Annotated in this window: 10 protein-coding genes and 1 tRNA gene; 5 read left to right on the forward strand and 6 right to left on the reverse strand. The window is 58.0% G+C overall.

Features of this window, described 5'->3' with window-relative positions; all coding sequences use genetic code 11:
- Nucleotides 1-4 precede the first annotated feature (4 nt).
- From G4Y73_RS01415 to G4Y73_RS01430, 4 genes are read left to right on the forward strand one after another with little or no spacing between them, the layout of a single operon-like run.
- Nucleotides 5-2,731 (forward strand): class I SAM-dependent DNA methyltransferase, encoded by a 2,727-nt coding sequence (locus G4Y73_RS01415; RefSeq protein ID WP_164228653.1) that lies wholly within the window; start codon nt 5-7, stop codon nt 2,729-2,731.
- Nucleotides 2,724-4,058, forward strand: coding sequence for a restriction endonuclease subunit S (locus G4Y73_RS01420; protein ID WP_164228655.1), 1,335 nt, complete (start codon nt 2,724-2,726; stop codon nt 4,056-4,058). Before G4Y73_RS01415 ends, G4Y73_RS01420 begins: the two co-directional genes overlap by 8 nt.
- Nucleotides 4,051-7,320 carry an HsdR family type I site-specific deoxyribonuclease gene (locus G4Y73_RS01425; protein ID WP_164228657.1) on the forward strand — a complete coding sequence of 1,090 codons (3,270 nt, stop codon included), beginning with the start codon at nt 4,051-4,053 and terminating at the stop codon, nt 7,318-7,320. The genes G4Y73_RS01420 and G4Y73_RS01425 overlap by 8 nt, the downstream gene beginning before the upstream one ends.
- Nucleotides 7,317-8,024: a SprT family zinc-dependent metalloprotease gene (locus G4Y73_RS01430; RefSeq protein ID WP_164228658.1), complete on the forward strand. Its 708-nt coding sequence runs from the start codon at nt 7,317-7,319 to the stop codon at nt 8,022-8,024. Before G4Y73_RS01425 ends, G4Y73_RS01430 begins: the two co-directional genes overlap by 4 nt.
- Nucleotides 8,025-8,549: 525 nt before the next feature.
- On the opposite strand, the gene G4Y73_RS01435 is transcribed toward G4Y73_RS01430, so the two are convergent.
- From G4Y73_RS01435 to G4Y73_RS01455, 5 genes are all read right to left on the reverse strand, one after another.
- Nucleotides 8,550-9,347 (reverse strand): hypothetical protein, encoded by a 798-nt coding sequence (locus G4Y73_RS01435; protein WP_164228660.1) that lies wholly within the window; start codon nt 9,345-9,347, stop codon nt 8,550-8,552.
- A 430-nt stretch (nt 9,348-9,777) separates the two neighbouring features.
- Nucleotides 9,778-10,764 carry a sel1 repeat family protein gene (locus G4Y73_RS01440; protein WP_164228662.1) on the reverse strand — a complete coding sequence of 329 codons (987 nt, stop codon included), beginning with the start codon at nt 10,762-10,764 and terminating at the stop codon, nt 9,778-9,780.
- 773 nt (nt 10,765-11,537) lie between these two features.
- Nucleotides 11,538-11,614, reverse strand: a tRNA-Ile gene (locus G4Y73_RS01445).
- Between the two features lie 6 nt (nt 11,615-11,620).
- Nucleotides 11,621-11,959 carry a DUF3144 domain-containing protein gene (locus G4Y73_RS01450; protein WP_164228664.1) on the reverse strand — a complete coding sequence of 113 codons (339 nt, stop codon included), beginning with the start codon at nt 11,957-11,959 and terminating at the stop codon, nt 11,621-11,623.
- Nucleotides 11,960-12,052: 93 nt separating this feature from the next.
- Nucleotides 12,053-12,895: a methyltransferase domain-containing protein gene (locus tag G4Y73_RS01455; protein ID WP_164228665.1), complete on the reverse strand. Its 843-nt coding sequence runs from the start codon at nt 12,893-12,895 to the stop codon at nt 12,053-12,055.
- Between the two features lie 57 nt (nt 12,896-12,952).
- Here G4Y73_RS01455 and G4Y73_RS01460 point away from each other — a divergent pair, with 57 nt between their 5' ends.
- Nucleotides 12,953-13,645, forward strand: a complete 693-nt coding sequence (locus G4Y73_RS01460) for a ComF family protein (RefSeq protein ID WP_164228667.1) — start codon at nt 12,953-12,955, stop codon at nt 13,643-13,645.
- Here G4Y73_RS01460 and ubiA read toward each other — a convergent pair.
- Nucleotides 13,642-14,547, reverse strand: a complete 906-nt coding sequence (gene ubiA / locus G4Y73_RS01465) for a 4-hydroxybenzoate octaprenyltransferase (protein ID WP_164228669.1) — start codon at nt 14,545-14,547, stop codon at nt 13,642-13,644. The genes G4Y73_RS01460 and ubiA overlap by 4 nt on opposite strands.

The raw sequence follows: 14,547 nt of genomic DNA on the forward strand, positions 1-14,547 counted from the left end.
TGAAATGAAACTAACCCTGACTCAGCTCGAGAGCCTGCTGCTTCGCGCCTGCGACGACCTCCGAGGCAGCATGGACGCGAGTGAATACAAAGAGTATGTGTTTGGCATGCTGTTCCTCAAGCGCGCCAGCGATCTTTTCGATGAGCGCCGTGAGGAGCTCCACAAGCAGTTCGCGGCGCAAGGCATGGGTGAGGCGGATATCGCCACAGAGTTAGAGGACCCTGATCACTACTCGGGTAAGTATTTCTATGTGCCGCCCCGGGCCCGCTGGAACGAGCCCTGGCAGGAGGAGGTGGTCGAGGTCGGCGAGATGAAGGTCATTGATCGGCCGGCCCTCAAGCACGTCAAGGAGAATGTCGGGACAACGCTAAACAAGGCTCTGGCGGCCATCGAGGACGCCAACCCTGATGCCCTGCAAGATGTGCTCAGCGGCATCAACTTCAACCGCAAGATCGGGCAGCGCACCCTGGATGACGACACCCTGGCCGACTTCGTCCAGAACTTCGAGAAGATTCCCCTTCGCGATGAGGACTTTGAGTTTCCCGATCTCCTGGGCGCTGCCTACGAATGGCTGATTAAGTACTTCGCCGATTCTGCGGGGAAGAAGGCCGGCGAGTTCTACACCCCCTGGGAGGTGGTACGCCTCTGCGTGGAAATCTGTGATCCCGAAGAGCGGATGAGCGTCTACGACCCCACCGCTGGCTCCGGGGGCATGTTGATTCAGATGCGTGATTTTCTGCGCGAGAAGGGTGGCGACGCACGAGAGTTGGCGCTGTATGGGCAGGAGAAGATCGGCACCACCTGGTCGATCTGCAAGATGAATATGCTGTTGCACGGCATCTCCCATGCCGATATCCGTCAGGAAGACACGATCCGCGAGCCCCAGCACCTGGACGAGAACAACGAGCTCAAGCGCTTCGACCGCGTGGTGGCGAATCCGCCGTTCAGCCAGAACTACATCAAGAAAGATCTCAAGTTTCCCGGCCGCTTCCCGGTAATGATGCCGGAGAAGGGCAAGAAGGCGGACCTGATGTTTGTCCAGCACATGCTGGCCGTGCTAAAGAGCGATGGCCGCATGGCCACGGTAATGCCCCATGGGGTGCTATTCCGTGGCGGCGAGGAGCGCGAGGCGCGCAAGTACTTCATCGAGCAGGGCTACTTGGAGGCGGTGATCGGCCTGCCCGGCAACCTCTTCTACGGCACCGGCATCCCCGCCTGCCTGCTGGTGCTCAACAAGGCCGGCGCCCGGGAGCGCGACAGCGTGCTCTTTATCAACGCCGACCGCGAATACCGCGAGGGCAAAGCTCAGAACCACCTGCGCCCGGAGGATATCGACAAGATCATTTACGCCTACCGCCAGGGTGAGGAAATTCCCGCCTATGCGCGCCCGGTGCCGGTGGTGGAAATCCGCGACGAAGACTACAACTGCAATATCCGCCGCTACGTGGATAACGCCCCGCCGCCCGAGCCCCACGACGTACGCGCCCACCTGAACGGCGGCGTGCCCCAGGCCGAGATCGACCGCCTGGAACGCTACTGGGCCAATTACGAGGGTCTGAGGGAAGGCCTCTTCGTGCCGAGGGATGGCGATTACCGGGATTTCGCCCAGGCGCTCACCGACAAGCGCGATATCGCCCCCCTGATTAACGACCACCTTGGCGTGGCGGCGGCCAACCAGGCCGTTACCGACCGTCTTGAGACTTGGTGGCAGGAAAATCTGCCCGTTGTCGAGGCACTGGCGCCGGATGCCGACAACCAGCAAGCCAGGCCGCATAATGTCTATGTGATGCGCAGCCAGCTGCTCACCGGTATGGAAACCGCCCTGGCGGACAACGGCCTGCTCACCCCCTTCCAGGTACGCGGCGCTCTGGCCAGCTTCTTCGACAGCCTCAAGGCCGACTTCAAGTCTATCGCCGCCAGCGGCTGGGGCCCGGAACTGATCCCCGAGGACGATATTCTGGAAAGCCAGTTCCCCGAGGTGCTGGAGGAGCAGGAACAGGCTCGGGCCCGCCTGGCCGAATTGCAGGCCCTCTTCGCCGCTGCCGACGAGGAGGACTTCGAGGACACGGACGACACCGGCGTATTGCCCGGCGAAGAGGTCAAAGACAAGCGCGACGAATTGAAGGCCGCCAAGGCCGAATGGAAGCAACAGCTTAAGAGCGTCAAGCAACTGGCCGGCACTATCTTCGCCGAATTGAAGGCCGCTGACCGGCTGCCCAAGGGCAGCAAGAAGGGCTACTACTGCAGTGAGGGGCTGTCCCAGAAAGACGCCGAGTTCCAGAACGGCTTGCGCATTGTCGAGCTGGCGGGAGAGGTTGGCTTTGAGAGCGAGTGGATCGAGCCTTTGCGCGAGGCAGTCGCCCAGGGGCAGCACACCTGGAACACCGCGCAGACCATCGAGGAGCAGCTGGCCCGCCACAAGGCCCTGGAGGACGAGGCCAAAGAACTAAAAGCGACTCTAAAGACGATTGATAACCGGCGCGACGAACTGGTGGCCAACGCCCGCGAGAAAATCTCCGTGGACGAGGCCCGCACCGTGATTATCGAGCGACTCAGGACGCTGTTGCTGAACATCTACCAGGGCTACTTGCGCGCCGAGCAGCGGGCCTGTATCCGAGCGGTGGAAAACCTCTGGAGCAAATATGCCGTGACTGCCCGTCAGGTCGAGGCGGAGCGGGATGAGGCATCAACGCAGTTGGAGCAGTTTCTGCTGGAGTTGGGCTATGCCTAAATTCGAAACTCATGCTCTGTCAGAGATCTCCGACATAAGGATAAGCAACGTGGATAAGAAGAGCGTTGCTGGAGAGAGCCGTGTGCTCCTTTGTAACTATATGGATGTGTACAGCAATGAGTACATAAGCTCAAAGCTGGACTTTATGCAAGCCACTGCTACCCAGGCCGAGATTGAGAGGTTTAAGGTTGAAGATGGTGATGTCTTAATTACGAAGGATTCAGAAACTCCCTATGACATCGGAATTCCGGCGGTTGTCGTTGAGGAAATTGAGGGGCTGGTGTGTGCATATCATCTGGCCCTGCTAAAACCAGACCAGACTCGCGTCAATTCCATTTTTCTGAGCGAGCAGCTTGCTCAGTCTGAGACAGCCCGATACTTCTCAAGGTTTGCCGCTGGCTCAACCCGATACGGCTTGCCCAGCAAGGCAATCGCCTATACGCCTGTGCGCTTACCTTCGCTGGGCATTCAACGGAAAATTGCCTGCATCGTGCAAACTGCCGACCGGACCATTGAAAAGACTGAGGCGCTGATCGTCAAGTACGAGCAGATCAAGGCCGGACTGATGCAGGACCTCTTTACTCGCGGCATCGGCCCCGACGGCCAACTACGCCCCTCCCGTGAACAGGCCCCGGAGTTGTATCAGGGAACGCCGATTGGATGGATTCCGAAAGCGTGGAGGATCTCAGGTGTCTCTGACATTTTAGAGAGCCTGGTAGATGGGCCTTTTGGGTCAAACTTAAAAACAGAGCATTACGTGCAGGATCCTGGTGTTCGGGTGGTCAGGCTACAGAATGTTTTGGAGTATGAGTATAACGATTCAGATAGAGCGTACATATCCGAGAAGCACGCTTCTGGATTATTGAGAAACCAGGTTTTCCCTAAAGACGTTTTGATAGCAGGATTGGGTGAAGAGAGATTTCCGGTTGGACGATCATGTTCCTATCCTGTGGATCTCCCTCCAGCCGTAAATAAAGCTGATTGCTTTCGCGCGCGATGCATTCCAAGTATAGCGATCAATAAGTTTTTCATGTTGTTCTTGAATAGTGAAAGCGCCAGAAAGCAAATACGGCGATTCGAACAAGGTGTTACAAGACCAAGAATAAATACAGGGAATCTAAAACGGTTGAGTGTTCCGCTTCCAACTATAAGCGAGCAGCGTTTGATGTGCTCAAAATTTGATGCGATTCAACGCCGCATTGAAGTAGAAAGTTTGGGACTGGAGAAGTTGTTGAAGCAAAAAAACGGCTTGATGCATGACCTCCTCACCGGGAAAGTTCCAGTCCAGGTCGAGCCGGAGGCTGAACCCGAGGCTGCCCATGTCTGAGTACTCGGGAGTTGAGCAGCCCTTTCTGGAGCAGCTACAGGCGCAGGGCTGGGACATTATTGATCAGGGCCGGGAGATTCCCTCGGACCCGGCTAGGAGCCGTCGCGCGTCATTCCGCCAGTGGCTGCTGCCGGAGGTGTTCACCCGGGCGGTGGCGGCGATCAATCCCGGCACGGGCGACAATACCTGGCTGACCGACAAACAACTGCTGGATCTGCAGGAGCAGTTGCTTCGTCAGCCCAACCGCACCCTGCTGGAGGCCAACGAGGCAGTACAGAAGCTGCTGCTCAAGGCCCAGGTGGATGTCAACGAGGAGACCGGTGAGCAGGACCCAGTAGTGCAGCTGATCGACTTCGATACGCCGGAGAACAATCACTTCCTGGCCATCAACCAGTTTCGCATTGATACCCCAGGCTGCGTCAAGCAATTCATCATCCCGGACATTGTGCTGTTCGTGAACGGCATTCCACTGGGGGTGGTGGAGTGCAAAAAAGGCGGGCCCACCTGCGCCAACCCCATGGAAGAGGCCTTCCGCCAGCTGCAGCGCTATATGAACCGCCGCGAGGACACCGCCGCCCACGGCCTTAAGGAGGGCGAGCCGCGGCTATTCCACAGCAATCTGTTGCTGATCCGCAGCAGCGGGGCGGAGGCGGACTACGGCACCATCACTTCCGGCGAGGAGCATTTCTACCCTTGGAAGACGCTCTGGCCCCGGGAAGACAGGGAAGCCGAGGGTCTGGACCCGCAGCAGCGATTGATTGTCGGCCTGCTCAACAAGCCGAACCTGCTGCGACTGCTGCGCACGTGTTCGGTTTTTATGGATACGGACGGCGGGCCGCGCATCAAGGTGGTGGGGCGCTACCAGCAGTTCCGCGCCGCCGGGCGCATTCTTGAGCGCCTGCGGAACGGCAAGACGGCCGAGGACAAAAGCGGGGTGGTCTGGCACACCCAGGGCTCCGGCAAGAGTCTGACCATGGTCTTCGTGGCGCGCATGCTGCGGGCCTCGAAGGATCTGCATGACTACAAGATCGTGCTGATCAACGATCGGGTGGACCTAGAGGAACAGCTGGCGAAAACCGCCACCCTGATCGGCGGGCGGGTCAACGTGGTGGACAGCCGCGAGGCGCTGCGCCGGAATCTGGCTACGGACCAGTCCGATATTAATATGGTGATGGCGCACAAGTTCCAGGTAGCGGATGTGAGCCTTCCGACTTCGGTGGCAGATGCGCTGGGCACTTACCAGGCCATACCGGGTAAGGACACATTCGGGGTGGTTAATCCTTCCTCGCGCATTGTGCTGATGATCGACGAGGCCCACCGTACCCAGAGCTCGGAGCTGGGCGAGAACATCTTCGAGGCTTTCCCCAACGCCGCGCGCGTCGCCTTCACGGGGACGCCGCTGATCACCGAGCGCCATGGCGAGAAGCGTACCGTGAAGCGCTTCGGCGAATACATCGACAAGTACAAGCTGATGGATGCGGTGGAGGATGGCACCACCCTGCAGATCCTCTACGAGGGCCGTACCGCCGACGCGGCGCTGAATGAGAAGGCGGAGTTCGAGCACAAGTTTGAGAACCTGTTCCGTGAGCGCAGCGAGGAGGAACTGCTCGCGATCAAGAAGAAATACGGCGCCACCGGCGACATTCTGGAGGCCGAGCAGCGTATAGAGGCCATTGCGAAAGACATGGTTCAGCATTACTTGGAGCATATCTTTCCCAATGGCTTCAAGGCGCAGGTGGTATGTCACTCCAAGCTGGCAGCGGTTCGCTACCAGAAGGCCATCCACCGGACGTTGGCCGAGACGGTTGAAGCGCTGCGAGTCCGGCCCGAATCTGACGAGGAGAAGATCCGCCGAATCGAGTTCCTGAAGGCGGTGGTAGTGATCTCCAGCGACGGCACCAATGAGGCCGCCTGGGTCACCGAGGCCCGCAAACAGGCCCGCGCCTGGAACGCGGTGGAGAACTTCTGCAAGCCCTTCGCATTCGACGATCCGGACCAGCCCCACAGCGGCATAGCTTTCCTGGTGGTCTGCGACATGCTGATGACCGGTTTTGACGCGCCCATCGAGCAGGTGATGTACCTAGACAAGAAGATCCGCGAGCACACCCTGCTGCAGGCCATCGCCCGCACCAACCGGGTGAAGAAGGGCAAGCAGCGAGGCTATGTGGTGGACTACATCGGCCTGACCAGCAAGCTGACCGAGGCGTTGACCCTCTATGCGGCCACCGACGAACAACAGGAGCTGGCCGATGGGCTGAAGAGCATCACCTCCGAGGTGCCCGTGCTGCAAGAGCGCTACCAGCGCCTGCTGCAGTTGTTTTCAGAGCACAGAGTGGGGCAGGTGCAGGAATTTGTGGAGGGGGAACTGGCCGACGTCGAGGCCGACGCGACGGTAGTCCACGAGGCGGTGAAGCTGCTGAAGGACGAGAAGATTCGCGCGGATTTCGATGTCTATCTGAAGAAGTTCCTGGCCAGCCTGGATATCATCCTGCCCCATGCCGCCGCGCAGCCTTACCGGGTGCCGGCCAGACGCTTGGGCTACATCCAGCGGGTGGCGAAAGAGCGTTACAAGGATGACACCCTGAATCTGGGCGATGCCGGCCAGAAAGTGCGGGATCTGATCAATGAGCACCTGATCAGCCTGGGCATCAACCCTAAGGTGGCACCTGTCGAACTGCTCTCGGACGACTTCGTCGAGAAGCTGAATGAACACGCGGGCGGAAATTCAGAGGCAAAGGCGAGCGAGATGGAGCATGCCATCCGCAAGCATTGCACCGTTCACCACGACGAGGATCCGGCCTTCTACAAGAGCTTGTCAGAGAAAGTTGAGCGGCTGATTGGTCAGTATCAGGGCGAGTGGGAGAAGCTGGCCGAAGAACTAGAGCACTTGCGCAAGGAAGCGGCCGAAGGCCGTAGCCAGGGAGAGGAAGGCATGACCCGAGAGGCCACGACCTTCTACGACCACATTGCGAACGAGGCATTCGACGACGGCGAGGTGCCCGAGAACGCCAAACCAGCAATGCGCTCACTAATGGAGGCCATTGTAGAAACTCTGCAAGATAGTATCGGCAGTATCGATTTCTGGAAGAACGCGGACAAGCAGAAAAGAACTCGTAGTGAAATAAAGACGGCACTAGCCCTGACTGGCATCGCGGAGCTAAAGGTGCACAGGGAACGTATTGCCGTGGAGATTATGAAACTCGCGAAGAATCGTCACGATGCCCTGCTTCAAGGCGCAGAACGAAAGAGAGACGCACGATGACACCGAGACGCGTTCGAGACATCGAATACCAGCTCGTGCCTGGCAGCCAGCGAAGAACCACGGATATCGTGATCGAACGCAACGGACAAGTAGTTGTACGGCCGTCTGCAGGCCTGGCACCCGAGCAGGTGGATGACCTTGTCGAGCGGAAACGGATGTGGATTTATCGAAACCTGGCCGAAAGGAAGGACTTGAACTCCGCCGCAGTAGCCCGCGAGTGGGTCAACGGCGAGACCTTCCTTTATCTGGGCAAGGCATACCGTCTCAGCTTGGTTTCCGGTCAGGAGTGCTCGCTGAAGCTAAGAGACGGTCGCTTTCTCTTGAGTCGCGACTTGATTGAGCAGGGCGGCACGCCGGCCGCAAGGGCCGCGTTCGAGCAGTTCTACACTGACCGGGGCCAGAAGCGTTTTAAGGATCGCGTGGGCTATTTCGCCCCCAAGGCTGGCGTTGCAGTACGAGCGATTCGAGTTAAGGATATGGGCTACCGATGGGCTAGTTGCGGACGTAGCGGCACCCTAAATTTCCACTGGAAGTGCATGATGGCACCGCCGCGCATCATCGACTACATTGCCGTTCACGAGCTTTGTCATTTCCACCACCGTAACCACTCTGATGCCTTCTGGAACGAGGTGGACAAGATTCTCCCCGACTGGCGAGAGCGGAAGGAATGGCTGCGCGCGCGCGGCGCCAGCCTTGATTTATAGTGGCCGACTGTTACGCAGCAGTTCGAGAAACGGCATAAGCGGAGTGCTTTTCAGCACAGTGCCGCCACCGCATGCTGCGCAATTTCTTTCGTCAGTGGACCGGTTAGTTGGAGGGCGAGGTTTTGGATCCGCCTCAGCTGTGAGTTCGCTAAAAAAGAAAATTATGGTGGTATAGATAGCAATAGTTCTTGAATTTGAACAGCTGATTCAGGAGATCTTCTAGCATTTTAATACGATGGGAAAGTGGAATCTTACCGTTCGGTAGGCATGCTTGCGATAATATCGACTGCTGATCAGAGCTGAGGTCGAAACTGCCTTCGATAATTTGATTTATTTTTAGGAGTCGCGGGCTGGGGTCAACGGATCCCGACTTTGCCTCGCAGAAGCATCTGGCTACTTCTTTTAGATCTTCGTCCATCGTGCAGGCTTTACTTTGGAAAGCCTGAGGTTCTAGGGTCCTTCTTATTGAGGGCAAAGATCGTTATAGACTGAGCGGGTCTGCCCATTTCCATATTTAGGCGATTGTTAAAATAATTCTGTGACACGACCAATTAATCCAACCACTATCGCAATCATGACGATGAGTGACCAAGCCCAATGCTCTCGGATAAGTTCCACGATTATTTTTGGATGTGCGGCATTTCTTTCTAGCCAGCCTGCATTAGTTCTTATTGAGTTATCGGCAGTGCGCTCGAATATGTTGGCTAGGATATCGACCTTTCTTAGCGTTGACTGGTGAAGCTTAACGTATTCCTTGTTATCAAAGGCCTCGGCTTCATCGGCTCCTGTGAGGAAGCCTCGATCAGTAATCTTGTTCTTTTCTATAAGCTTCTGTAAGCGAGGGTGTCCGATATAACCAAGTCCGTAAATACTCACAAGTGCCCTAGCTAAATCGAACTTTCGGTCTTCTAAAATTTCAACGGGATCTCCACCCAGAACCCTGAATCTGTGCTCCAAGGCGGCAAACCCATAATTAATGTCTCTCATGTTCCAGTGGATCCAATTGAAATGCTGGTGGGTTCTCGCAAAATCGAAGAACTCCGCAAGCATCTCTCTTTCGAGGTCATCATAGTTTTTATGAATTTCATCAAAGGGCAACTGCCTCTGCTCAGCAATCTTGTGTATGGAAAAGGATTCCGTCTGGCCTGATGCGAGATTTCTAACAGCAATAGAGGTGACTCTTGGAGTCTTGCCTTCTTCGGTATCATAAAAACTCTCGCATGAATAGTGAACGATCAAACTGGAATTAGAATGCTCCCAAATGTCATCAATCTTTTTTTGGGCTGCCTTCCTTCGGCGTATCCGTTTAAGCTCTCTGCTCATGGTTGGCTCCAGGCGTTTTCTCTAACGTTAATATATTTTGTAGAATAGTTGTTTGACTGGCCAAGAGTGAAATGGCCGATTGCGACCGTACCCCGGAATTCGAGCCAGAAGCAATGCGGGAAACTGAGCATATCAGGGAAGCCCCACGCGGTCGCCGCCAGGCTCTCTTAGCACCGTGCCCGTCTAGATTTTGGATTATGCCCGACAAAAGCGGTCGCGCGGTTCAACGCCTCATGATGTTCTGGTGGCAGTTGGCCATCCAGCTGCGGTGCCTCATCGTGGGAATTAGCGACAGTCCGGCATCGAGGCGTAGGAGTGCCTAAGATGGCGTAGGCTGAGGCCCTGAGGGTCTGCGAGCTCACATATCCGGGCTCAATTCCGGTCTAGGTGTCGGTGCGGGCCTATTTTCTTAGGCGAGTTGCCCTCCTAGTCAGTAACAGAACGTAGTAATCACTCCGTTCGCAAAAATGGCATAGTCCCCGCCACTAACGTTAACGGTAACGTTGCTGTAGCAATAGGACGGCTTCACTCTTAATACTGGTCGCTGCTGGAGGCGATCGCTCGGATAATTAGAGCCCGTTAGGTCTGAAGGTCCTGTGGCCGAGTTTGCTCCTGAGTAGTAAGCGCCGAACGCGGCTAGCGAGAGCTGCAATAGTTCGCCCCATGTCTGCCGCGTTCTTCGTTGTCGCTCCTGTACTGAACGAGACCATGCAAGTTGCCTCGCCCTCTCATTTTGAGCGAGCCTGGAAAAAGTATTTGGCGATATCTCTTCAGGCACACTTAAGCCGAGTGATCTCATGAAACGGCGTGCTTCATTATGGCCCTCGATAGCAGCGGATGTTATCCACTGTATGCCCATGCTCTCATCTTTCTCAATGCCCTGACCTGCAAGCAGCATGCGTCCAAAACGATACTGCGAACGCGGAACATGCCCGATAGCTGCGAACTCGTAATGTTTTGCCGCCTTTTCAAAATTCGGCTGAGTTCCGCTGCGATCACCGCTCCACGCTTTGTCTAGAGCCGACTGTTTTTCAGCTTTGCACCCGTAGTAGTAGATATCGCCCATTAGGTCATAGTTCATGATATGCGGCGCAAAGGGGAAACCCTTGGTTCGAGTATATAAGCTGATACGTCCGGTTGAAGCTGCTTGCATCCAGTCTCTAAAAAGGCTGGTATCGAAACGATCAAGGCTATCACTCAATCCCACCTGCCACTTGCTACTCCGGATGTCAGCTGCCATATTGAGCCGTCTATTAATTCGCGAGTAATGCTCGGCGCACTCATCCGCGCTCAACGCTTGTTGGCGGTAGTCCAGCGTTGATACAGATCGGCTTGGATAGCTAGAACAAGCCGTCAATGCGACCAGCAAAGCGAGTAGATAAACAAATTGTTTGATAAAAAAAAGTAGCGTGTTCATTAGGTTTGCTACCTGTGAGAAGTGGAATTTGGCTGAGGGCCAGTGACATGAAGTCACAGATATCCATTGAGAGTCGACGGCCGGATCAAGATACCCTCATTTTATAAAACTCCCTCACGCAATGTTATTTAGGCTACCTTCTGGATAGCTGTGCGGTCAAAGGCTAGTGCAAGCGTGGCCCGATCTCGGCCTAAGCCGCCTGGAGAGCTTGCTTCTGACCAAAAAAGAACGCAACCCGATGCCTGAGCACCAAACACGGCCCAGGCGGGATTGCTACTTGGTAGCTGCTTCTATCCTTTTGGCGGCGATGTCAGCGGTCTTCTGGAGTTCCTCCTTTGACCGGTGGGTGTACCGTATCGTGACCTTCGGGTCCGAGTGTCCGAGAGCCTGCTGGACCTAGTACAGCGAATGCCCGGCGATTGATCGGTATCGAGGCTTAGGAATGCCGGAGGTCGCGAAACCTGAGCCCCTGCAGGTCGGCAGCCTCGCGATTCGGGCCCAATTCTGGTTCAAGTGGGGATAGGGACCCCGTTCCCCATGAAGAGTGGGCCGGTCGAGGCTCCAGAGGCCTTGAGCTCCTCTAGGGCGGTTGGCGCGATCCGGTCATTTTGCCTTGGGGTCGCGACTCCATGTGCGCCGGTAATCCGTAACGAAGGAAGCCGCCGCCCAGCAGTGGCTGGGGTGGCCACTTTATGCTTCCCTGGTGACCATAAAGTGGCCAAAGCGGCCAATTTATGGTTCCCCAACCATTCAGGTTGACGAAAGGCGAAAAGTGGTGGGCCCTGCTGGACTTGAACCAGCGACCTACCGATTATGAGTCGGCTGCTCTAACCAGCTGAGCTAAGGGCCCGAGTGATCATTCGCTTTTGGTGTCGGTGGGGTTGCTGGCCTGTTTGTCGGCTTCCGCCTTGGGAACCGGCTTGAGTCCCTTGGCTTCGAGGTCCTCGCGCTTGCGTTCCTGGATGTAGGCCAGGTTGTTCTTGTACATCGTCGCGACCTTGTCGATACCGCCTTCGGCCAGGAAGCCCTGGTTGCCGGCAGCGGCGAAGGTGGCGTAGACGCCCGAGGCGGCCATCAAGGCGGCTGAGACAAGGTTCTGTTCGAAACCGCGTTCATTGACCATCTTGTTGGCCAACTCGATGAATTCGTTGGTGGCCTGATTGTGGGCGTCGATCTGTTTCTGCTTTTCGGACATGATTTAAGTATCTTGGGGCTGAGAGTCATGCTCCGGCGGTGTCGCCCGCCGGAAAGAGGCGAAAGAATATCATGGCGGCAACTAAGTGGGCCTTCAATCCCCTGGCCGGCGGCGAATGCCGAGACTGCTGATCGAGACGCTGGCTTCCTCGCCCCGTTCGGTTCGGATCGGCTGGCCTTCGTCGGGCGACCAGGCCGAGGCATAGACCACTTCCCAGGTCACGATCAGCGCACCCTCGGCATTTCTCGGAAGTTGCGATTCAAGTGATTCGGGATCGTCGGGCAGCGAATAGCCGATGCCCAAATGGTCAAGATCGGCCAGCAGGTCGCCGATATGCGAATAGCTGAGCGTCAGCCAGTCGGTATCGAGTACCGGCTCCTGGAAGCCGGCGCGGGTGAGTCGGTCGCCCAGTTCCTGGGCGTGGCAGGCGTTGCCGCAGTCGATCACGGCGCCGGTTTGCGAGAGCTCGGTGAGTGTGTCCGGCCCGTTGAGCGCCACCAGCACCAGGCCGCCGGGACGCATGATGCGCCGAAGTCCGCGCAATGTGGCTTCGAGCCGGTCGCTCCATTGCAGCGACAGGCAGGCATGGACCAGGTCGACGCTGGCTTCGGCCAGCGGCAGGGTGTGGAAATCGGCCTCGACGAGCGCGTACTTCGGCCGCCAGCGGCCGCGCCTGCGCCGCGCCTGGGCCAGCATGCCGCGGGACTGATCGAGGGCGAGGATGGGCAGTTCTGAAAAGCGCTCATGCAGGGCCAGGGTCTGGTGACCGGTGCCGCAGCCGAGATCGGCGATTTGTCGCGGCGAGAAACGCAAGCCGTCGAGGCGCTCGAGCAGGCGACTGCCAACCTCCCGGACCAGCGCGGCGTGCTCGTCGAAGGTCTCGGCGATGGCGTCGAAACGCCGGCGCAGGGCGGCTTGATCGGCGCCTTCGTTCATCGGTGATAGTCTGCGTTCATGAGGGATAGGAGGCTGGAACGGGACCACATGCCGGGCATGTCGCCTCTGAAGTTCGTCAATCGCATCTTGCTGCCGCCAGTATGCCTGATCTGCGGTCAGCGCGGGCGCGCGGGTCTGGACTGCTGCATCGGCTGCGAGGGCGATTTGCCGGCCGTGGCCGCCGCCTGCCGGCAGTGTGGTTTGCCGCTGCCGGAACCGGTCGACTTCTGCGGACGCTGTATTCGTCGTCCGCCGGCTTTCGAGCTCACCTGGCCGGCATTCGAGTACTCCGGCGCGGTCGAGGCGCTGGTCCACCGCTTCAAGTTTCGCCACGACCTGGCTGCCGGGCGCGTGCTGGCGGGCCTGACCGCGCGCCGGCTGGCACGGTTGGGTGCGCCGCGTCCGCAGGCCCTGGTGCCGGTGCCCCTGCATTGGCGACGGCGCCTGTGGCGCGGCTTCAATCAGTCGGAAATGCTGGCCCGCGACCTGTCCCGCTGCCTGGGACAGATCCCGGTGGCCGACTTGCTGGTCCGATCGCGCGCCACGCCGGCCCAGTTGGCCCTGCCGGCGGCCCGGCGCGGTGGCAATGTTCGTGGCGCCTTTAGGGCGCGTCGGCGCAGCTACCGCATCCGCCATGTCGCACTGATCGACGATGTCATGACCACCGGCGCCACGCTTGATGCCTGCGCGCGGGCTCTCAGAAGGAGCGGCGTGGATCACATTGATGTCTGGGTCGTGGCGCGAGCCTAGGAAACCACTGCAAAACTACTGCTCATGGCCAGGGAAACGACTGCGCCGAGAAAGATGAACAGCCCGACCCAGTGGTTGCTGAGGAACGAGCGAAAGCAGGCGACCGGGTCGCGCTTGCGGATACGCCACAGTTGCAGCTGGAAGTGCAGGAAGACCAGCGCCACGGCGGTGAACCAGGCCGGTTCGGGCAAGTAACGCAGGCCGATGATCACGAACAGTGCGGTCACGATGCCCATCAGCGCACCCAGGATGGGCACATCGGCGCGGCCAAATGCGATCGCCGTGGACTTGACGCCGACTTTCAGATCATCGGCGCGGTCGGCCATGGCGTACTGGGTATCGTAGATCACCGTCCAGATGAAGTTGGCCGCGAACAGCCACCAGGCCAGCGCCGGGACCTGCCCGGCCTCGGCGGCGAAGGCCATTGGAATGGCCCAGCTGAACGAGGCGCCGAGCACCAGCTGCGGGAAATGCGTGAAGCGTTTAAAGAACGGATAGGTGGCGGCCAGCAATGCGCCGAACAAGGCCATCAGGATGGTCAGACGGTTGGTCATCAACACCAGCACGAAGGCCGCGGCGAGCAGGGCGAAGAAAACCAGCAGCGCCTGGCGGGCAGTGATTTCGCCGGCGGCAATGGGCCGGTCGACAGTGCGTGCCACATGCGGGTCGAGCTCGCGATCGGCATAGTCGTTGATGACGCAGCCGGCGGCACGCATGACGATGACGCCGAGGGTGAAGATGAGCAGATTCTTCAGGCTGGGCATGCCGCCGGCGGCGAACCACAGGCCCCACCACGTCGGCCACAGCAAGAGCGCGATGCCGATCGGCCGGTCGAAGCGCATCAGCCGCAGCCAGGGGCCGGCCGGACTGGAAAAGATCCGGGCGCTCAGGCGGAATTCCAT

Origin of the sequence: Wenzhouxiangella sp. XN201 (assembly GCF_011008905.1) — a bacterium.
Classification (GTDB): Bacteria; Pseudomonadota; Gammaproteobacteria; order Xanthomonadales; family Wenzhouxiangellaceae; genus Wenzhouxiangella.